This window comes from Rhodococcus sp. OK519 (assembly GCF_003051005.1).
GTDB lineage: Bacteria > Actinomycetota > Actinomycetes > Mycobacteriales > Mycobacteriaceae > Prescottella.
Map to the genome: position 1 here is coordinate 969,836 of NZ_QAOW01000001.1, position 20,888 is coordinate 990,723.

The 20,888-nt window shown below is 68.8% G+C and carries 13 protein-coding genes and 3 tRNA genes; 8 read left to right on the plus strand and 8 right to left on the minus strand.

All coding sequences use genetic code 11. The annotated features are described in order from the left end of the window. The first annotated feature begins 139 nt into the window (after positions 1-139). Positions 140-9,445: a type I polyketide synthase gene (locus C8K36_RS04600; protein WP_107983191.1), complete on the plus strand. Its 9,306-nt coding sequence runs from the start codon at positions 140-142 to the stop codon at positions 9,443-9,445. Further along, the gene (locus C8K36_RS04605) at positions 9,445-9,855 is read left to right on the plus strand and encodes a holo-ACP synthase (RefSeq protein WP_107983771.1); all 411 of its coding nucleotides are present in this window, start codon (positions 9,445-9,447) and stop codon (positions 9,853-9,855) included. The genes C8K36_RS04600 and C8K36_RS04605 overlap by 1 nt, the downstream gene beginning before the upstream one ends. Before the next feature lie 105 nt (positions 9,856-9,960). Here the strand turns inward: C8K36_RS04605 and C8K36_RS04610 are convergent, their stop codons facing one another. The 3 genes from C8K36_RS04610 to C8K36_RS04620 all read right to left on the minus strand — a co-directional run bounded on the left by C8K36_RS04610 (position 9,961) and on the right by C8K36_RS04620 (position 12,459). After that, positions 9,961-10,617, minus strand: a complete 657-nt coding sequence (locus C8K36_RS04610; RefSeq protein WP_420910855.1) for a TetR/AcrR family transcriptional regulator — start codon at positions 10,615-10,617, stop codon at positions 9,961-9,963. A 106-nt stretch (positions 10,618-10,723) separates the two neighbouring features. Beyond that, positions 10,724-11,509, minus strand: coding sequence for an ABC transporter permease (locus C8K36_RS04615; RefSeq protein WP_107983192.1), 786 nt, complete (start codon positions 11,507-11,509; stop codon positions 10,724-10,726). Next, positions 11,506-12,459: an ATP-binding cassette domain-containing protein gene (locus tag C8K36_RS04620; protein WP_107983193.1), complete on the minus strand. Its 954-nt coding sequence runs from the start codon at positions 12,457-12,459 to the stop codon at positions 11,506-11,508. The genes C8K36_RS04615 and C8K36_RS04620 overlap by 4 nt, the downstream gene beginning before the upstream one ends. 110 nt (positions 12,460-12,569) lie before the next feature. Between C8K36_RS04620 and C8K36_RS04625 the strand changes: the two genes are divergently transcribed. The 3 genes from C8K36_RS04625 to C8K36_RS04635 all read left to right on the plus strand — a co-directional run bounded on the left by C8K36_RS04625 (position 12,570) and on the right by C8K36_RS04635 (position 16,490). Further along, the gene (locus C8K36_RS04625) at positions 12,570-13,331 is read left to right on the plus strand and encodes a TetR/AcrR family transcriptional regulator (protein WP_107983194.1); all 762 of its coding nucleotides are present in this window, start codon (positions 12,570-12,572) and stop codon (positions 13,329-13,331) included. A gap of 1 nt (position 13,332) precedes the next feature. Further along, positions 13,333-15,039, plus strand: coding sequence for a DEAD/DEAH box helicase family protein (locus tag C8K36_RS04630; RefSeq protein WP_107983195.1), 1,707 nt, complete (start codon positions 13,333-13,335; stop codon positions 15,037-15,039). A gap of 83 nt (positions 15,040-15,122) precedes the next feature. Next, the gene (locus tag C8K36_RS04635) at positions 15,123-16,490 is read left to right on the plus strand and encodes a dipeptidase (protein WP_258195029.1); all 1,368 of its coding nucleotides are present in this window, start codon (positions 15,123-15,125) and stop codon (positions 16,488-16,490) included. Positions 16,491-16,502: 12 nt separating this feature from the next. Here C8K36_RS04635 and bcp read toward each other — a convergent pair whose 3' ends face one another. Continuing rightward, entirely contained in the window at positions 16,503-16,973 is a 471-nt protein-coding gene (gene bcp, locus C8K36_RS04640; protein WP_107983196.1) for a thioredoxin-dependent thiol peroxidase, read from the minus strand. Between the two features lie 144 nt (positions 16,974-17,117). Between bcp and C8K36_RS04645 the strand changes: the two genes are divergently transcribed. Then, on the plus strand, positions 17,118-17,339 hold the full coding sequence (locus C8K36_RS04645; RefSeq protein WP_107983197.1) for a DUF3618 domain-containing protein: 222 nt from the start codon (positions 17,118-17,120) through the stop codon (positions 17,337-17,339). A 144-nt stretch (positions 17,340-17,483) separates the two neighbouring features. Here the strand turns inward: C8K36_RS04645 and C8K36_RS04650 are convergent. After that, positions 17,484-17,556, minus strand: a tRNA-Lys gene (locus C8K36_RS04650). A gap of 40 nt (positions 17,557-17,596) precedes the next feature. Beyond that, a tRNA-Lys gene (locus C8K36_RS04655) sits at positions 17,597-17,669 on the minus strand. 376 nt (positions 17,670-18,045) lie between these two features. Between C8K36_RS04655 and C8K36_RS04660 the strand changes: the two genes are divergently transcribed. Further along, entirely contained in the window at positions 18,046-19,188 is a 1,143-nt protein-coding gene (locus tag C8K36_RS04660; RefSeq protein ID WP_420910856.1) for a L,D-transpeptidase, read from the plus strand. A gap of 52 nt (positions 19,189-19,240) precedes the next feature. After that, positions 19,241-19,471 carry a hypothetical protein gene (locus C8K36_RS04665; RefSeq protein ID WP_107983775.1) on the plus strand — a complete coding sequence of 77 codons (231 nt, stop codon included), beginning with the start codon at positions 19,241-19,243 and terminating at the stop codon, positions 19,469-19,471. A 646-nt stretch (positions 19,472-20,117) separates the two neighbouring features. Here the strand turns inward: C8K36_RS04665 and C8K36_RS04670 are convergent. Beyond that, positions 20,118-20,190: transfer RNA gene (locus C8K36_RS04670), tRNA-His, on the minus strand. Positions 20,191-20,273: 83 nt separating this feature from the next. Beyond that, positions 20,274-20,873: an oligoribonuclease gene (gene orn, locus C8K36_RS04675; protein ID WP_107983776.1), complete on the minus strand. Its 600-nt coding sequence runs from the start codon at positions 20,871-20,873 to the stop codon at positions 20,274-20,276. Between the last annotated feature and the right edge of the window lie 15 nt (positions 20,874-20,888).

Below are 20,888 nucleotides of genomic sequence, written 5' to 3' on the forward strand. Positions count from 1 at the left end.
TTTACACGCCCGGATTCGCTGATTTTCGCAGTGCGTTCGAGGGGTGCCGGGGTGTCTCGCGATACCCGTGACAGCTCTGCCGAGGGCGGCCGACCAAGACCTACCTCCCGTCAGGGAACCAGGAGAGGACACAACTTCAGTGACGATTGACGACACTGCAGGAAACGGACGAACCTCGAAGGAGCAAAGCCGGTTCGGTGCTGAGCGGACGCCCGCTCGCTCCGCCGCGCAGGGGCCGCTCGTGGACCGGCTCCGCGCCGGCGAACCGTATGCGCTCGCGTTCGGTGGCCAGGGTGCCCCGTGGCTGAGTGCGCTCGCCGAGCTCACCCGTGACAGCGGCCTGGAGCCGACTCTCACCGAACTGGTGAACGAGGCTGCCGCGCTTCTCGAGCCCGTCGCGCAGGACCTCCTCGTCGTCCGCCCGGTCGGATTCGACCCGATCGCGTGGATCCTCGAGCAGGAGCTCGCGGACGATGAGAGCGCTGTCGGCACGTCCGTTCCGTCGGCTGCCGCCCTCACCTCCGCCGCGGTGTCGCTGCCCGGTGTCTTCCTCACTCAGCTCGCCGCGCTGCGGGCACTGCAGCAGCAGGGCCTCGATCCCGCCGTGAACGCTCCGGTCGCGACGATCGGCCATTCGCAGGGCCTCATCGCCGCGGCCGCGGTCGCCGGTGGCGGCGCTGCCGACGGCGCACTGCTCGCAACCGCTCAACTCATCGGTGCCGCTGCGGGTCTGGTCGGCCGTCGCCGCGGCATCATCGCTGCCGCCGATCGTTCGCCGATGCTCGCCGTCTCCAACGTCGACCCCGAGCGTCTGGGCGCGATCGTCGCCGAGTTGTCTGCCGGTCAGGAGCCCGAGCGCGCCGCCGTCCTCGCGATCCGCAACGGTCGCCGTCGCGTCGTGCTGTCCGGACCGCCCGCGCAGCTGGCGCGCGTGCAGCAGCGCTGCGAGCAGATCGCCGCCGACGAGTCCCGCGAGCGTGACGCCAAGACCCGCGGTGGCGCGGTGTTCTCGCCGGTGTTCGAGTCGCTGGCCGTCGAGATCGGTTTCCATCACCCCGCCCTCGCCGAGGCCGTCGAGGTCATCGGTGGCTGGGCCGCCCGCTGTGGTCTCGACGCCGACCAGGTGCGGACGCTCGCACAGGCCGTCCTCGTCGATCCGGTCGATTGGGTCGACGCCGTCGAGGGCACCGTCGAATCCGGTGCCGCCTGGATCCTGGACCTGGGCCCCGGTGACCAACTCACCCGCATGACGTCGACCGGCCTGCGTGGCCACGGCGTCGGCATCGTCGCGGCCTCCACCCGTGGCGGCCACCGCAACCTGCTCACGCCGGGTGCGACCCCCGAGGTCGCTCGGGCCTGGGCCGAGTTCGCGCCCAAGGTCGTCGAGCTGCCGGGTGGCCGCGTCGCCGTCGAGACCTCCTTCACCAAGCTCACCGGACGCTCGCCGATCCTGCTCGCGGGCATGACGCCCACGACCGTCGATCCCGCAATCGTCGCCGCGGCCGCCAACGCCGGACACTGGGCCGAGCTGGCCGGTGGCGGTCAGGTCACCGAGCAGATCTTCGCCGACAACGTCGAGGGACTGAAGGGCCTGCTCGAGCCGGGTCGCGCCGTGCAGTTCAACTCGATGTTCCTGGACCCGTACCTGTGGAAGCTGCACGTGGGCGGCAAGCGCCTGGTGCCGCGCGCCCGCGCTGCGGGTGCCCCGTTCGACGGCGTCGTCGTCACCGCCGGCATCCCGGAGCTCGAGGAAGCCGTCACGATCATCGATGAGCTGACCGAGGCCGGTTTCAGCTACGTCGCGTTCAAGCCGGGCACCGTCGCCCAGATCCGCTCCGTGATCCGTATCGCCAACGAGGTGCCGGACTTCCCGGTCATCGTCCACATCGAGGGTGGCCGCGCCGGCGGTCACCACTCGTGGGAGGACCTCGACGACCTGCTGCTCGCGACGTACGCCGAGCTGCGTACTCGCGACAACCTGGTCCTCTGCGTCGGCGGTGGCATCGGCACGCCCGAGCGGGCCGCCGACTACCTGACCGGCCGCTGGGCCACCGAGTACGGTTTCCCCGCGATGCCGCTCGACGGCATCCTCGTCGGCACCGCCGCGATGGCCACGCTCGAGGCCACCACCTCGGCCGGCGTCAAGCAGATGCTCGTCGACACCCCCGGCACCCCCGACTGGGTCGGTGCGGGAACCGCGCAGGGCGGCATGGCTTCCGGCCGCAGCCAGCTCGGCGCCGACATCCACGAGATCGACAATGCGGCATCGCGCACCGGTCGCCTGCTCGACGAGGTCGCCGGTGACGCCGACGCCGTCGCCGCGCGCCGCGACGAGGTCATCGCCGCGCTCGACGCGACCGCGAAGCCGTACTTCGGCGACGTCGCCACCATGACCTACCAGCAGTGGCTGCGCCGCTACCTGGAGCTGGCCGTGGGTGTCGACTCCCCGCAGGCGTTCGACTGCGGCGGCGACCTGCAGGACGCAATCGTCGATGCCACCCAGTCGGTGTGGCTGGACGTGTCGTGGCGGGAACGCTTCGGAGAGATGCTGCAGCGCGCCGAGGCCCGGCTGCACCGCAACGACCGCGGCCCGATCAAGACGCTGTTCGCGGACACTGCGACGCTCGACCAGCCCTTCGCGGCGCTGTGCGCGCTCGAGGCCGCGTACCCCGACTACGCCACCACCGTCCTGCACCCGGCCGACATCCCGTTCTTCGTCGCGCTGTGCAAGACCCCCGGCAAGCCGGTCAACTTCGTGCCCGTCGTCGACGGTGACGTCCGCCGCTGGTGGCGTTCGGATTCCCTGTGGCAGGCGCACGATGCGCGCTACACCGCCGACCAGGTGTGCATCATCCCCGGCACCGTCGCGGTCGCCGGCATCACCCGCGCCGACGAGCCCGTCGGCGAGCTGCTCGACCGCTTCGAGAAGGCCACGGCCGACGAGCTGGTTGCCGGCGGCGCCACCCCGGCTCCGGTCGCCGGTCGTCGTCACGGCGGCTTCGGCACCGGACTGCTCGACGCCGTCCTCGCTGCCCCCGACGTCCTGTGGGCCGCGCGCCTGACCCAGAACCCGGTCCGTCGCCTCGGCGACGTTTCCGAGTGGACCATCGAGTCCGACACCGTCGCGAGCCACGACAAGACCGGCGCCCGCCTGGTCGTCACCGATGCCGATCACGTCGACCTGACGGTGCCGCTCGCACTCGGCAAGGCAGTCGAGATCCGCATCACCGTGCCGGCGACCGTCCGTGACGGCGGTGCGCCCGTCATCACCCAGGCCGACGCCGAGGCGTCGATGTCGGCGCTGCTCGGTGTCGCTGCCGGCCAGGAACTTCCGGCCGTCAAGGGCGGTGTCGCGCACATCAACCTGGCATGGACTCCGGATCTGATCGCCGACCACGCCGGTGTCACCGGTGTCGGCCTGCCGGCATCCGTGAGCACCAGCGGCAAGGCCGTGCCCGACGTCGTCGTCGGCGCCTGCTGGCCTGCCGTCTTCGCCGCGCTCGGGGCTGCCACCACAGAATCCGGCGTGCACGTCATCGAGGGCATGCTCGACCTGGTCCATCTCGACCACGCGGTGAACCTCGTCGGCGAACTGCCCTCGGAGACCAGCATTCTCGTGGTCCGTGCCGAGGCAGGCAATGTCGTCGACACCGACATGGGCCGCGTCGTCGAGGTGCGCGTCGAGGTCGGTGCGATGCTCGGCGAGGGCCTCGAGGCTCCCGCGGTCGCGACGCTCACCGAGCGCTTCGCTATCCGTGGCCGCACCGGCAAGGGAGAGCTGGCCGATCCGGCCCGCGCCGGCGGTTCGCTCAGCGCGGACGTCGCGGAGACCCCGCGTCGCCGTCGTCGCGACCTGAAGATGGTCGCCCCGCGTCACATGGCCGCGTTCGCCCGTGTGTCCGGTGACCACAACCCGATCCACACCTCCGACGCTGCGGCATTGCTTGCCGGACTCGGCAGCCCGATCGTCCACGGCATGTGGCTGTCGGCTGCGGCTCAGCAGGCCGTGATCGCGCTCGACCCGGCATCGAAGGTGCCGACGCGTCGCCTGACCGCGTGGACCGCGCGCTTCCTCGGCATGGTCCGCCCCGGCGCCGAGATCGACGTCCGCGTCGACCGTGTCGCCACCGATCGTGGTGACGAGATCATCGAGGTCGGCTGCCGCGTCGACGGCGACCTGGTGATGGTCGCGACGGGTCGCACCGCCGCCCCGAAGACCGTGTACGCGTTCCCCGGTCAGGGCATCCAGCGTCCGGGCATGGGCCTCGACGCCCGCTCGCGCAGCAAGGCTGCCCGTGAGGTCTGGGAGCGTGCCGACAAGCACACCCGTGAGGCCCTCGGCTTCTCGATCCTCGCTGTCGTCCGCGACAACCCGACCCTGGTCAAGGCTCGGGGCGTCGAGCACCGGCACCCGGACGGCGTTCTGCACCTGACGCAGTTCACCCAGGTCGCGATGGCGACGCTCGGTGTCGCACAGGTCGCCGAGCTGCGTGAGTCCGGCGCCTTCGTCGAGGGCTCCTACCTGGCCGGTCACTCGGTCGGCGAGTACAACGCACTGACCGCCGTCGCCGGCGTGCTGCCGCTCGAGGCGCTGCTCGAGGTGGTCTTCCAGCGTGGTTCGGCAATGCACGAGCTGGTGCCGCGTGACGCCGCCGGGCGCAGCGACTACCGCATGGCCGCGATCCGTCCGTCTCAGATCGGGGTCGCCGACGACGAGCTGCAGGCATTCGTGGGCGGCGTCGCCGACGCGACCGGAGAATTCCTGCAGATCGTCAACCTCAACCTCAAGGGTTCGCAGTACGCGATCGCCGGCACGGTCAAGGGCCTCGCGGCGCTCGAGCGTGAGATCGACATCCGCCGTGAGGCTTTCGGTGGCAAGCGCGCGTTCATCGTGGTGCCGGGCATCGACGTGCCGTTCCACTCGACCGTCCTGCGTGGCGGCGTCGACGACTTCCGCGCCAAGCTCGACGAGCTGCTGCCGCAGGACATCGATCCGTCGCTGCTGATCGGCCGCTACATCCCGAACCTGGTGCCCAGGCTGTTCAACCTCGGTCGCGACTTCGTCCAGGAGATCGCGGACCTGGTGCCGTCGGAGCAGCTGCTGCCCGTGCTCGCGGACTTCGACAGCTGGGCCGCGCGTCCGGTCGCCCTGACCCGCGTGATCCTCGTCGAGCTGCTCGCATGGCAGTTCGCGAGCCCGGTTCGCTGGATCGAGACGCAGGACCTGTTCTTCACGGACGAGGCCGAGGGTGGTCTCGGTGTCGAGCGGTTCGTCGAGATCGGCCTGGGGGCAACCCCGACCGTCGCGAACCTCGCGTCGCAGACGCTCAAGCTCGACGAGCATGCGAACACCAAGGTCGAGGTGCTCAACATCGAGCGCGAGGCGTCGATCGTCTACAGCACCGACGTCGATCCGGCGCCGGTGGAGGACGACGAGCCGGAAGCGCCCGCGGCTTCCGCAGCACCGGCTGCCGCTGCCGCCGCACCGGTCGCCGCTCCGAGCGCACCGCCCGGTGGCCCGCGTCCGGACGACATCGCGTTCAAGGCCGCCGACGCCACCAAGGTGCTCATCGCACTGTGGACCAAGCTGCGCCCCGACCAGATCGGCCCCGCCGACACGATCGAGGCACTGTGCGACGGCGTGTCCTCGCGTCGTAACCAGCTGCTCGTCGACCTCGGTTCCGAGCTGTCGCTCGGTGCCATCGACGGTGCCGCCGACGCCGACATGGGTTCGCTCGCTGTCACGGTCGACCGTCTGGCCCGCACCTACAAGCCGTTCGGCCCGGTGCTGAGCGACTCGATCAACGATCACCTGCGCAAGGTTTTCGGCCCGTCGGGCCGCCGGCCCGGCGCGATCGCGGACCGCGTCAAGAAGGTCTGGGAACTCGGCGACGGCTGGGCCAACCACGTGACCGCCGAGGTCGCGCTCGGCACCCGTGACGGCTCCAGCGTCCGTGGTGGCGCGATGGGCGGCCTGCACGAGGGCGCCATCGCCGACGGCGGCGCCGTCGACGCGCTCGTCGACGCCGCCGTCCAGTCCGTCGCGTCCCGCCGCGGCGTTGCGGTTTCGATGCCGGCCACCGGTGGGGGAGCAGGCGGAACCGTCGACGCTGCCGCGCTCGGCGAGTTCACCGAGGCCATCACCGGACGCAACGGCGTGCTGGCCTCGGCTGCGCGCCTGGTGCTCGAGCAGCTCGGGTTCAGCGAGTCGGCTGCTGCCGCGGCCTCCGCGGACGACACCGCCCTGGTCGATCTCGTCTCGGCCGAGCTCGGCTCCGACTGGCCGCGTCTGGTCGCCCCCGCGTTCGACGCCAAGAAGGCCGTCCTGATCGACGACCGCTGGGCCACCGCCCGCGAGGACCTGGCACGCGCCTGGACCGGCGAGATCGACCTGACCGTCGAGCGTTTCGACGGTGCAGGTGCTGCCGTGGCGGGCCACGCCCAGTGGTGGCAGCAGCGCGCCTCCGAGTCCGGCCGCGCAACGCTGGCCGAGCTCTACGGCCGCATTGCCCAGGTCGCCGTCGCGGCCGAGGCGACCGGCCAGTACACGGGCGAGATCGCGGTCGTCACGGGCGCCAGCAAGGGCTCGATCGCCGCGTCGGTCGCCGGCAAGCTGCTCGGCGGCGGTGCGACGGTCGTCGTGACCACCTCGCGTCTCGACAGTGCGCGCCTCGGCTTCTACCGCAAGCTCTACAGTGCGAATGCTCGCGCCGGCGCCTCCCTGTGGGTGGTGCCCGCGAACATGGCGTCGTACACCGACGTCGACGCGCTGGTCGAGTGGGTGGGTAACGTCCAGACCGAGACTGCCGGTGGCGCAAAGAAGCTGGTCAAGGAGGCGATGACGCCGACGATGCTGTTCCCGTTCGCCGCACCGCGCGTGGCTGGCGAGCTGTCCGACGCGGGTGCCCGCGCCGAGATGGAGATGCGGGTTCTGCTGTGGTCGGTGGAGCGCCTGATCGGCGGCCTGTCGCAGATCGGCTACGACCGTGACGTCGACACCCACCTGCACGTCGTGCTGCCCGGCTCCCCGAACCGCGGCCTGTTCGGCGGCGACGGTGCCTACGGCGAGGCGAAGGCCGCGCTCGACGCGGTCGTCGGACGCTGGTCGGCCGAGCGCACGTGGGCCGAGCGGGTCACGCTCGTGCACGCGCTGATCGGCTGGGTGCGCGGCACCGGCCTCATGGGCGGCAACGACCCGATGGTCGAGGCCGTCGAGGCCAAGGGCGTTCGGACGTGGTCCACCGAGGAGATGGCCACCGAGCTGCTCCTCTCCTGCACGGCCGACGCCAAGCGCGCCGCAGCGCAGGCCCCGCGCCTGATGGACCTCACCGGTGGGCTCGCCGAGGTCGATCTGGATCTGCCGGCGCTCGCGAAGGAAGCGGCCGAGGCCGCCGAGAACGCCGGAAAAGCCGAGGACGAAGCCGCGAAGGATGCGAACTCCATTGCGGCCCTGCCTGCCCCGCCGCGGATCGTCGACGCTCTGGCTGCGCCGTCCTGGCCCGAGCTGGACGTCGATCCCGCCGACCTGGTCGTCATCGTCGGTGCCGGCGAGCTCGGCCCCTACGGCTCCTCGCGGACCCGCTTCGAGATGGAGGTCGACGAGCAGCTCTCAGCGGCCGGCGTGCTCGAGCTCGCGTGGAACACCGGGCTGGTGGTGTGGGAGAACGATCCCAAGCCGGGCTGGTACGACGCCGAGACCGGCGACCTGGTCCCGGAGGCGGAGATCGCCGAGCGCTACCACGACACCGTCGTCGAGCGCTGCGGCATCCGTACCTACGGTGACGAGGGCGCGATGGTCGACAACACCGCGCCGCTGCTGACGTCGGTGTTCATCGACAAGGACCTGTCCTTCGTCGTCGGCTCCGAGGCGGAGGCCCGCGCGTTCGTCGACTCCGACCCGGAGAACACGACCGCCGCGGTCGACCCGGAGAGCGGCGACTGGACGGTCACCCGCAAGGCAGGCACCGAGATCCGCGTGCCGCGCAAGGCGAAGCTGACCCGCACGGTCGGCGGTCAGATCCCGACCGGATTCGACGTCACCAAGTGGGGAATCCCCGCCGACATGGCCGGCTCCGTGGACCGCGTGGGCCTGTGGAACATCGTCTCCACCGTCGACGCGTTCCTCACCGGCGGCTTCACCCCGTCCGAGCTGCTGCGCTGGGTGCACCCGGCGTTCGTCGCCAACACCCAGGGCACCGGCATGGGCGGCATGACGTCGATGCGCTCGCTGTACATCGACACGCTGCTCGGCGAGTCTCGCGCGAACGACATCCTGCAGGAAGCTCTGCCGAATGTGATTGCGGCGCACGTCGTCCAGTCATACGTCGGTGGCTACGGTGCGATGGTGCACCCGGTTGCGGCGTGCGCCACGGCCGCGGTGTCCGTGGAGGAGGGCGTCGACAAGATCAAGCTCGGTAAGGCCAAGCTGGTCGTGGCCGGCGGCTTCGACGACCTGGGTATCGAGGGCATCATCGGGTTCGGCGACATGTCGGCCACCGCGAAGTCGGACGAGATGGCCGCCAAGGGCATCGACGACCGGCGCTTCTCGCGGGCCAACGATCGTCGACGTGGCGGCTTCGTCGAGTCGGCCGGTGGCGGCACCATCCTGCTGGCGCGTGGTGATCTCGCGCTGGAGATGGGCCTTCCGGTCCTCGGCGTGGTTGCGTGGGCGGGCTCGTTCGCCGACGGCGTCCACACATCGATCCCGGCCCCCGGCATCGGCGCCCTCGGCGCCGGTCGTGGGGGACAGGACTCGCAGCTCGCACTGTCGCTCAACGCGCTGGGAATCACCGCCGACGACATCTCGGTGGTCTCCAAGCACGACACCTCGACGGCGGCGAACGACCCGAACGAGGCCGAACTGCACGAGCGTCTGGCCGCGGCCCTGGGCCGCAGCGACGGCGCCCCGCTGTTCGTCGTCTCGCAGAAGACGCTCACCGGTCACGCCAAGGGCGGCGCGGCGGCATTCCAGCTGATCGGCCTGTGCCAGGTCCTCGGCCAGGGTGTGATCCCGCCGAACCGCAGCCTGGACTGCGTCGACGACAAGATGGCGGAGTTCCCGCACCTCGTGTGGCCGCGGACCCCGCTGCGCTTCGGCGACCAATTCGCGCTCAAGGCGGGCCTGCTGACCAGCCTCGGCTTCGGTCACGTGTCGGGCCTGATCGCGGTGGTCCACCCGCAGGCGTTCGTCGAGTCGATCCCGGCGGAGCAGCGTGCGGCGTACCGGGCGCAGGCGGAGCAGCGCACGATCGACGGTCAGCGTCGTCTGGCGTCGGCGATGTGCGGCGGCGACAGCCTGTACGAGCGTCCCGCCGATCGCCGCTTCGGCGGAGACTCGGTGTCCGCGAAGGCTGCTCGTCAGCTCGAGGCGGACATGCTCCTCGCCGAGGATGCGCGTCTGGGCTCCGACGATGTGTACCGCGCCGGAAAGCAGGGGTGCGAGTGATGGCAGTTCTCGGAATCGGCTTCGACGTCGTCACGATCTCGGAGTTCGAAGAGCAGATGAAGCGTCCGGGCACCGCGATGCTGTCGAGCTTCCGCCCGGCCGAGCGTCGGTACTGCGAGTCCCGTAGTACCGACCCGGCCCGGCACTACGCGGTCCGCTGGGCCGCGAAGGAAGCCGTCATCAAGGCGTGGGCGGCGTCGCGGTTCGCCCGCCCGCCGGCCGTGGGCGACAACGCCTACGCGCTGGTGGAGGTCGTCAACGACGCCTGGGGACGCCCCACCATCAAGCTGCACGGCGAGGCCGCGGAGTTCCTGCCGAGCGCGAAGATCCACCTGTCGCTGACCCATGACGGGGACGTCGCGGGCGCGATGGTCGTGATCGAGGAACCGGACCCGGTCCGGACGGTCTGATCCGACACCAATCGGACACCGACGAAAGACGCCGGCCGACGGAGCAATCCGTCGGCCGGCGTCTTCGTTGTCTCCCGGGCACTCGTCACCGAGACCTGATCTGCGTCACTCGGTGGTACGCGCCTCCTTCTCGGCGACAAGCAGATACGCGACCATCAGCCGCTTGAGTTCGGAGACCGCGTCGGCGTGGCTCTGCCCGTCCTGCACGGAGAAGTTCAGCATCGAATACACGACGTGGACGAGCACCTCGGCCATCATCGTGCGGCGCTCTCGCGGTGTGTGCGGGGTGAGCGGGGCGAGCATGAGCGAGATCTGCTCGGCGAGCGCCTTCTCGTGGATGACACCGGTGGCTCGGGTGGACGGCGTCGACTGCATCGCCAGCCACACCTCCCGCCGCGACGGATCCGACGTCCACAACCCGGCCATGTGGTCGACGAAACTGTTGAGGAACCGCAGCCAGTCCAGGGACGGCACCTCGCCGTTGAACGTCTCGAGTTCCTGCTGCACGCCGACCAGGTCCTGCCGGTTGAGCTCGCACACGATCACGTACTTGTTGGCGAAGAACTGGTACAGCGTGCCGATCGGGACGTCGGCGCGTGCCGCGACCTCCTCGCACGTGAACGACTCGAATCCGACGTCGACGAGCAATTCGCGGGACGCGTTGAGCAAGGCGTCGAACTTGCGACGGCTCCGTTCCTGAGTGGGACGTTTCCGCGGCATCAGTTCCTGGGGGTCGCTCTGGACCTCCAGCGCGGGGTCCACCCGGCGAGGGGGACGGCGGCTGGTAGTGGACTCCACGACCACAGGTTATCGGTCTTTGGGCTCGGATTCGACGATGTTCCCATTCTGGTGTTTCCTCCGGTATCGCTTACCTCGCGGTGCGCCGGCGGTACAGCACCGTGGCGGCGGCGTACCCGACCACGGCGATGACGACGCACCAGGCGACGGCCAGCCACGCGCTGTTCCCGATCGGCGTGTCCATGAGCAGGCCGCGAACCGTCTCGATGATCGGTGTCACGGGTTGGTTCTCCGCGAACCACCGCAACGATGTCGGCATCGTCTCGGCCGGCACGAAGGCGCTGCTCACGTACGGGAGGAACAGGATCACGAAGGTGAATCCGTTGGCGGCCTCCGGGTTCTCGGCGAGGAGCCCGAGAGCCGTCGACAGGTAGGACAGCGCGAAGACGAACAGTGCGACGACGCCGATCACCCCGAGCCAGCGCATCGGGTCGGCCGTCGGCCGGAACCGCATCAGCAGCGCGACGCCCACGACGATGGCGCCGGTGATCAGATTGCGGACGACGCTCGCGAGCACGTGGCCGTTGAGGACCGCCGAACGCGCGATCGGGAGCGTCCGAAAGCGGTCGACGATGCCGTCCGTCATGTCCGCGGACACGCTCACGGCAGTCGTGGCGGACCCGAATGCGGCGCACAGCAGGACGATGCCGGGCACGACGTAGTCGATGTAGGAGCTGCCGGTGTCGATCGCCCCGCCGAAGACGTACACGAACAGCAGCATCAGCATCACCGGCAGTGCCACGGCGGTGATCATCGTGTCCGGGCTGCGAGTGATGTGGGTGAGATTGCGCCGCAACATCGCCCAAGAATCCGCGATCACGGTCGTGGTGTCGCGTGCGGTGGTGAGAGTCGTCATCGGACCGCTTCCTTCCGTCCGGCTCCGGTGAGCGCGAAGAACACGTCGTCGAGATCGGGGGTGTGCAGCGCAAAGCTCTCGACGGACAGCGTCGGGTCGTCGAGGCGATCGAGCAGTGCTTTGAGAGAGCGAATGCTGCCGTCGGTCGGGATCGTCAGCATCATCGTGCCGCGGTCGATCCCGGCGTCGGGCAGGGCGGCGCTCGCCCGGGCCAGTTGGGCGGCGTCGTGGAGTCTGAGTTCGACGTGTCCACCGGGGACGAGGCGCTTCAGCTCCGCCGAAGACCCCTCGGCCACGATCCGTCCGCCGTCGAGCACGGCGATGCGATCGGCGAGCTCGTCGGCCTCGTCGAGGTACTGGGTGGTGAGCAGGATCGTCGTTCCTTCGCGGACCAACTCGCGCACCATCTCCCACATGTCCCGGCGACTGCGCGGATCGAGTCCTGTGGTCGGCTCGTCGAGGAAGAGCACCGTGGGCCGGGCGACCAGGCTCATTGCGAGGTCGAGTCGCCGGCGCATCCCGCCCGAGTAGGTGTCGGCCCGACGATCCGCGGCGTCGACGAGGTCGAATCGGCGCAGTAGCTCGTCGGCGCGGACCCGCGCGGTGCGGCGACCGAGGTGGTGCAGCACCCCCATCAACACGAGGTTCTCGCGGCCCGTCAGCAGCTTGTCGACGGACGCGTACTGGCCGGTGACGCTGATGTCCGCGCGGACGGCACGGGCGTCGGACGGCAGGCGGTGGCCGGCGACCTCGATCTCCCCGGCGTCGAAGGGGAGCAGTGTGGACAGCACGCGCACCGTGGTCGTCTTGCCGGCGCCGTTGGCCCCGAGCAGTGCGAACACCGATCCGGCGGGCACGTGCAGATCGACGCCGTCGAGCACGGTTCGCTCGCCGAACGTCTTGCGCAGGCCCGTCACCGCGATGGCGTGTTCGGGTGTTCGTGGATTCATTCGCGTTCCCTCCCCAAAACTGTGTATGACGTACACAACTGTTTAAACCATACGCAGTTTTAGGATGAGCGCAAGAGTTACGGGAGTGGCAGGCAGGAGCGACGACGCGGATGGAAACCACAGGGGAGACGGCGCTGCCTCGATTCGTGGAGTTGGCATGGGGATTGGAGGAGGCCGGACGGCGCGGGCCCAAGCGCGGCCTGAGCATCGACGAGATCCTCGACGCTGCCATCGAACTCGCCGACGAGGAGGGTGTCGTCGCGTTGTCGATGGCGCGGGTCGCGAAGCGGCTGGGCTTCACCACGATGTCGCTGTACCGCTACGTCGAGAGCAAGGACGAACTGCTCGAGTTGATCGCCGACCGAGTCATCGGTGCCCCGCCGGAGATCCCCGCGACCGTGTCCTGGCGGGATGGATTGGAGATGTGGGCCCGCGCCGAGTACGACGCCCTCATGCGGCACCGCTGGTGGCTGCGTCTGCCGATCAACGGTGCGCCCCTAGGGCCCAACAACGTCGCGTGGCTCGAGGCCGCCCTCGGGTGCCTCGCCTCGACGGGGCTGCCCGAGGCGCTCAAGGTGCAGGTGGCGCTGAACGTCTCGGTTCACGTCATCGGCCGGGCGCGATTCACCGTCGATCTCGTCGTGGACGCCGAATCGGACAACTACGCGAGCATTCTCCCGCGGGTGATCGAGCCGACCCGGTTCCCTGCGCTCACCGCGGCGCTCGACGGCGGTGCGTTCGCAGGGGACGACGTGGATTGGGAGGACGCAGACTTCTGGTTCGCGCTGGGCCTTCTGCTGGACGGTGTGGAACGTATCGTCGCCGGCTACGCCGCCGGGGTCGCCGCCGAGGACGCGGGCTCGGAATCCTGACGTGACCGACCGCACCGCTCGCCGGCGTCCGGCGAAGAAGACCGCACGCAAGACTGCTCCCGCCCCGGCGCTCCCCGTGCCCGAACCGGGGGAGCGGGTGTGGATGCTCGACGTTCCCCACCGCGTCAGCGCTCCCGGCGCGGCATGGAACAAGAAGCTGCGCTGCCACGTCTACGTCGGCCACGAGCTTCCGGCAGTGCTGGTGCCGTTCGCCGCCAAGCCCTACAGCTATCAGCAGTGGATCGAGGACGACTTCAACGGGACGCGGGGCCCCTCGGCGACCTCGGCCCCCAAGACGCCTCGGCCGGAGCAGCTCGTGGCGGCCAGCGCCATCGCGACGGCCGCACGTCACGGGTTGCGCGCCATGGCGTTGTTCGACGACGTGGGAATGGGCAAGACGATCTCCGCGGTCCTGGGCGCCAGGGAAGTGCTCGACCAACGCGCCGGTACGAGTGTGCTGGTGATCGTCGACCGGCCGACGGCGATCACCGTCCCGTCGTGGCGTTCGACGATCGCCGCGGTCGGCGACGGTGGATACCGCTGGCTGATCCTCTCGCCCGATCAGCTGAAGAAGCTGATCGCCGCCAACGGCAGACCCAAGTTCTCCTTCGATGTCGTGATCGCGGACGAGGCGCAGAATTTCCGGCACGATTCGCAACGCACCGACTACATGCGCCGCATCACGAGGATGCTCGCACCACCGGCCAAGGCGCCGTTCCTCATCGCGGTGACCGCGACGCCGGGTCATCATCCCGGCGAATGGCGATACATGTCATCGTTGTTCGCTCAGATTCATGGTGAAGACCCGTCCGAGTGGGACGATCTCGGAGCGAGACTCGCGCGTGCCGGAATTCCACTGGCCCGCAAGTTCGGCACCTGGCAGTGGTCGGCGGAGGCCGTGGAACGGGTCTCGTTGCAGGCCGAGGCCGTGAGTACCGTGCGAAATTGGCTCACCGAGCACGAACCACCATTGATGCTCCACCGGAACTCTCCCTGGGGGCCGCCTCCGATCGATGGGCTCGGCGTCGAGCTGACGCTCGCCGAGCAGGAGCAGTACGACCTGCAATGGGGCGAGTTCCGGCGCGAAATGGGTCTGGCCCGTACCGGATCCGACACCGCGCGCGGCCTGGCGGCATTGCTCCGGTTCCGTCAGAAGGCCGGGATGATCCGTGTCCCGCACACCGTCGACCTCGCTGCGGCATATGCCGTGCGGGGCTATCAAGTGCTCGTGGCCGCCGAGATGGTCTCCACCGCGGCGGAGCCGATCGCGGACGCGCTCGAGGCCCGCGGCATCGCCGTCGCGCGGATCTTCGGCGGCCGGCCCGACGCCGAGGAGGAACGACTGCGGTTCCAGCGCGGGCAGGCAGCGGTCTGCGTGTTCACGACGACCACGGCGATCAGTCTGCACGCGAACGAACAACTGTCGGACGGGACGCGTGCGACGGCGACGCCGAGGGTCGGGCTTTTCCACCAGCCGCGGTACTCCGGCATCGCCGCACGCCAGACCGTCGGTCGCGCGCACCGGGACTACCAGGTGTGCCCGTGGTTCCTCCTGTACAGCGAGGGCACCATCGAGGAGCAGGCCGCCGCGACGATGGTGCAGCGCCTACTGGTGACCGCCGCGTCCGTCGACGGCGACATGAGCACGCTCGGGGCGATCGCCGAACTCTTCGGCGCCGAGTGGCTGCCCTCCGACGCTCTCGGGTAGTGGAACGCGGGGATCCTCACGAACACCCGCCCGGGGCTCGTAGGCTCGGGTGGGATCGGTCGTCTCGAGAGGTGGAGGTTGCTGTGGTGGAACAGTCGGACCGGATTCGCGCGCGGGTCCGCCAGCTCATGCCGACGGCACGGGACGAACTCGCGACGCTCGTGACCTTCCGTTCCATCGCCGACCCCCGCCAGGCGCCGCCGGAGCAGTGCGCGGGCGCGGCGAGATGGGTCGCCGACGCCTTTCGCGCGGTCGGCATCGGAACCGTTGAACTGGTCGAGACGTCCGACGGGTCGAAGGCGGTCGTCGGTCACCAGCCGGGGCCGGAGGGCGCGCCGACGGTTCTGCTCTACAGCCACTACGACATTCAGCCCGCCGGCGACGAGGCACTGTGGCACTCGCCGCCGTTCGAGCTCACCGAGCGGGACGGCCGCTGGTACGGCCGGGGCGCCGCCGACTGCAAGGGCAACGTCGTGATGCATCTGCTGGCGCTGCGGGCGCTGGCGTCGGTGGGGGACTCGTTCCCGGTCGGGATCCGGATCGTCTCCGAGGGCTCGGAGGAGATGGGCACAGGTGGCCTCGAGGACCTCGTGCAGGACCGCCCGGAGCTGTTCTCCGCCGACGTCGTGGTGATCGCCGACACCGGCAACGTCGCGGTCGGTCAGCCGACAGTGACCACCAGTCTGCGAGGGATCGCGAACGTCGTGGTGCACGTCGAGACCCTCGAGGGTGAACTGCACTCGGGCATGTACGGGGGATCGGCGCCGGACGCTCTGGCGGCCCTCGTCCAGATGCTCTCCACGTTGCGCGACCACGGCGGCAACACGGTGGTCGACGGCCTCGACACCGCGCAGGACTGGGACGGCGCGCAGTATCCGGAGCAGCAGTTCAGGCAGGACGCCGGTGTGCTCGACGGGGTTCGCCTCACCGGGTCCGGGACGGTGGCCGACGCGGTGTGGGCACGGCCCGCGCTCACCATCCTCGGCATCGACGCGCCCCCGGTGGTCGGGTCGGCGGCGGCGATCCAGCCACGGGCGTCGGCGCGGCTCAATCTGCGCGTGCCGCCTGGCATGGACCCGCAGCGCGCCCAGGACGCGCTCGTCGCTCACCTCGAGGGTGCGGCCCCGTGGGGAGCGCACGTACGGGTCGAGCGGGAGGCCGTCGGAGCGCCGTTCCAGGCGAAGATGTCGGGCCCGGGCTTCGCGGCTCTACAAGCGGCACTCGAGACCACGTACGGTCACCCGCTCGCGGTCGCCGGGCAGGGCGGGACCATCCCCCTGTGCAATGTGCTCGGTGAGCAGTTCCCCGACGCCGAGATCGTGCTCATGGGCGTCGAGGAACCGCAGGCGCACATCCATGCGCCGAACGAGAGTGTCGATCCGTCCGAGATCGAGAACCTCGCCGTCGCCGAGGCACTGTTCCTGCAGCGCCTCGGCGATCAGGGGAAGTAGCGGTCGCGACAATCAGACGGACAGGTCGCGCCGCAGCTTTGCCACGTGGCCGGTCGCGCGCACGTTGTACTGGGCGACCTCGACCTTGCCGTCCTCGTCGACGAGGAACGTCGAGCGGATGACACCCTGGACGACCTTGCCGTACATCTTCTTCTCGCCGAAGGCGCCCCACGCGGTGAGCGTCGTCTTCTCCGGATCCGACAGCAGCGGGAAGGTCAGGCCCTCGTTGTCCCGGAATTTCGCGAGCTTGGCCGGCTTGTCGGGGGAGATCCCGACCACGTCGAGTCTGGCCTCGTTCAGCTCGGTGAGGCTGTCGCGGAAGTCGCATGCCTGCTTGGTGCAGCCCGGCGTGCTCGCGGCGGGGTAGAAGTACACGATCACCTTGCGGCCGCGGTAGTCGGACAGCGACACCTCGTTGCCGTCGGCGTCGGGGAGCGTGAAGTCGGGGGCGATGTCTCCGGGGGCAAGCCTGTTGTCGGTCACAGCGAGTGAGGCTACCGAAGGGGCACGTCGGGTGCGCTCTGCGCCGCAGGCGGCCTTCTGCTCTACGGTTGTGTCGAGCTGTGCCGGTAGCGTGACCCGCACGGCAGCATGACAGTCGGATCATTCGAACCAGTTGGAGGACACGTGCCCAGGGACACCGAGGCCATCGAGCGGGACATCGAGAACGCCCGCAATCAGCTCGCGCAGACACTCGACGTACTGGCTGTCCGCACCAATCCCAAGCGGCTCGTGGAGACCACCAAGCACAGTGTGCGCGCGAAGCTGAACGAGCCCGCCGTCAAGGCGGCACTCATCGGAGTCGGCGCCGTCGTCGGGCTCCTGGTGTTGCGCAAGATCTTCCGCTGATCGATCGGCACCCGAATCCGAACGGGACATCGGGGCACACTTCCGCTTCGCGGTGTGCACCTGGTGTCCCGTTCGACATTCGTGCCCGCACCAGTCTCGGGACACGAAGAAAGACCCCCGCACAATGTGCGGGGGTCTTCTCGGTGCGCCCACAGGGACTCGAACCCCGGACCCAGTGATTAAGAGTCACTTGCTCTACCAACTGAGCTATAGGCGCATGCCCATTTGCCGGAGAACCGGCTGCTAGTGAACTAGCGTGCGCCCACAGGGACTCGAACCCCGGACCCAGTGATTAAGAGTCACTTGCTCTACCAACTGAGCTATAGGCGCATTGCTCTTCGCGAGGTGTCCCTCGCTCGGTGCGATGAGAACATTAGCGGACCGCTTCCGGCGAAAGCAAATCCGTCCCACTGTAACCACTGCGGCCCAGGTGACGATTGGTATTCGACCGTTACTCGACCCTCCGGCACGTCGCCGAGGAGTGCCTCGCGCGGCTGGCATCATGCAGTGGCGCGGGACGTCGGATCGGTTGAGGTTCGGCGCGTGAGCGGGGATGCGCCAGGCGGGCGTGTCGTGGCAGTTGTGGTTGTGAAGTGGGGTTTTCATGAAGATCGGTCGCGGGGTCGTTCCCAGGCGCGGCGGTGCAGTCGGACGCTCGAGGGTTCCGGTGGTCGTCGCGGCCCTGACCGCAGCACTGGGGATGGTGATGCTCGTCACCGGGTGCACCATCGCGACCGGGCCGGCGGGGGCATCGACGTCGTCCGACGCCCCCATCGACTCGAATCCGCTCCTCTCGCTGATCAAGCCGACGGTCACCACGACGGTCACCGACGGTTCCCTGGGCTTCTCTCCCGGCGACCCGGTAGCGGTGCGGGTCGCCGACGGACGCCTCGTGGAGGTCGAACTGCGCAACCCGGACGGGCAGATCGTCGAGGGGGCGATCGCCCCGGACGGACTGTCCTGGACCAACGGCGATCCGCTCGGCTACAACCGCAAGTACACGCTCCGGGCCGACGCGTACGGACTCGGCGGCTCGACCTCCACCACGCTCACGTTCACCACGAGCGCGCCGGGCAACCTCACGAAGCCGTATGTGATGCCGGGTGACGGCAGTGTCGTCGGGATCGGTCAGCCCATCGCGGTCCAGTTCGACGAGAACATCCCGGACCGCAAGGCGGCCGAGGACGCCATCCGGGTCGTCACGGTTCCGCCGGTCGAGGGAGCCTTCTACTGGCTCAACAACCGCGAGGTCCGCTGGCGCCCGCAGAACTACTGGGCACCGGGCACGCAGGTAACCGTCGACGTCAAGGTCTACGGACGCGATCTCGGCAAGGGCATGTTCGGTCAGGAAGACGTTCATTCGTCCTTCCGGATCGGGGACGCGGTCGTCATCACCGCGGACGACGACACCAAGCAGGTGACCGTGAACGTCGCCGGCAAGGACGTCAAGACCATGCCGACGTCGATGGGTAAGAACAGCACCCCCACCGACAACGGCGTCTACATCATCGGGGACCGCTTCGATCACCTCGTGATGGATTCGTCCACCTACGGCGTGCCGGTGACCTCGCCGGACGGCTATCGCACGCCCGTCGACTGGGCCACACGCATGTCGTACAGCGGCATCTTCTTCCATTCGGCGCCGTGGTCCGTGAACGAACAGGGCAGCACCAACACGAGTCATGGGTGCCTGAACCTGAGCCCGTCGAACGCGAAGTGGATCTACGACAACACCAAGCGCGGCGACATCGTGATCGTGGAGAACACCGTCGGCGGAACGCTGTCGGGCACCGACGGCCTGGGCGACTGGAACATCCCGTGGGAGACCTGGCGCGCAGGTAACGCGTGACCGCCAATTATTCTGGGTGTGACGGAATCGTCCGAAGGAACGGGAGTTGAACGTGGAATCGGTGGGAGTCGGGGATCTCGTTCAGGCTGCGGGGCATGCAGGCCCGTGGACCGTGCTCGAGGTTCGGCACGGTATGGCACTCCTCGAACACGCGGACAGCCACCGACTGTCGAGGCGGACGACGTCGCTGACCGTGGTGCGCAAGGCGGAGCCGGGTTCTGCTGCGGCGGCCGCATCCGAGTCGGCCGGTGATGACGGAGACTCACCGACGCTGTTCGACTGATCGTTCGGTCGTGGACGGAGGGCCTTCCGCATCTGTCCCGCACAGCACAAAAGAGGAGCGGCCGACACCCATCGGGGTGTCGGCCGCTCCTCTCGTTCGTCCCGGCTTGTGGCCGGACCGAATCAGAGCAGGCCGAGGAGGGCGCCCAGACCGAGCACCGCGCCGATGCCGCTGAAGAGGCCGGTGGCGATGCCGATGTAGCCGCGGATTTCGGGCATGGAGGAACCGAGCTGAGGCATGTGAAACTCCTTCGTAAAAAGAGGGGCTGCGGACAGTGACGTATGTCATGCCCTGCATCAAAGATGCTGCGCGTCACAGTAGGGGGAGGATGAACATTCGGTTAATACGAGGTCTCACTGAGTGGGACTTGTGAGTTTTTCCTGGTCAGCGCGCTTTGCGGCTACTGCCCGGTAGCTACAAAGTGAAATGAGTCACTTTTCTTGTTCTACCTCGCGTTTTGCGCACTTATCGCGCTTCTCGGGCCTCCCGAAGCGCGACAAGTGCGCAAAACGCGAGGGGTGTCGAGCGCGGGTGGGCGGCCTCGGACAGCTGCCGCCGGGCGACTGGACGGGCGAAGTGTATGGGCTGGGCCCGGAAACGAGACGGAAACGAGAAAAGCCCCGGCGAATGCCGGGGCTTTTCTGCGGGTGACTGACGGGACTCGAACCCGCGACAGCCAGGATCACAACCTGGTGCTCTACCAACTGAACTACAGTCACCATCACTGTCGCTTCCGGCGGGGCCGGTTGCTTCAGCGAGATGAATATTAGCCTGTTGATCGAGCAAAGGGCCAATCGCCTGGTCAGGCGGGTCCAAGTTCCTTCACGACGGCCGCGATCTCGGTGGTCGACGGACCCGGATCGGCCACGAAGGCGGTCCGGCGGTAGAACTGCAGTTCGCGGATCGATTCCTTGATGTCCGCGAGCGCGCGGTGCGACAGGCCCTTCTCCGGCTGGCCGAAGTAGATCCGGGGGTACCAGCGCCGGCACAGTTCCTTGATCGAGCTGACGTCGATCATGCGGTAGTGCAGGTGGGCGTCGAGTTCGGGCATGTCGCGGGCGATGAATCCTCGATCGGTCGCGATCGAGTTGCCGGCGAGGGGCACCGTGCCCGCGACGGGGACGTGCTCCCGGATGTAGGCGAGCACCAGCTGCTCTGCCTCGGCGAGCGTCACCGTCGAGGCGCGCACCTCCTCGGTGAGGCCCGACTTCTCGTGCATCTGGGTCACGATGTCCGGCATGTCCGCCAGCGCCGCGTCGTCGGCGTGGATCACGATGTCCACGCCTTCGCCCAGGATGTTGAGGTCGCTGTCGGTCACGAGGGCCGCGATCTCGATGAGCTTGTCCGAACCGAGCCGCAGCCCCGTCATTTCACAATCGATCCATACCAATTTGTCTTGCACGAGAAACACAGTAGT

Coding starts and splice junctions, on each gene's coding strand:
- C8K36_RS04605 (WP_107983771.1), top strand. CDS start 9,445: ATGGCAGTTCTCGGAATCGGCTTCGACGTCGTCACGATCTCGGAGTTC.
- C8K36_RS04615 (WP_107983192.1), bottom strand. CDS start 11,509: ATGACGACTCTCACCACCGCACGCGACACCACGACCGTGATCGCGGAT.
- C8K36_RS04620 (WP_107983193.1), bottom strand. CDS start 12,459: ATGAATCCACGAACACCCGAACACGCCATCGCGGTGACGGGCCTGCGC.
- C8K36_RS04625 (WP_107983194.1), top strand. CDS start 12,570: ATGGAAACCACAGGGGAGACGGCGCTGCCTCGATTCGTGGAGTTGGCA.
- C8K36_RS04660 (WP_420910856.1), top strand. CDS start 18,046: ATGCTCGTCACCGGGTGCACCATCGCGACCGGGCCGGCGGGGGCATCG.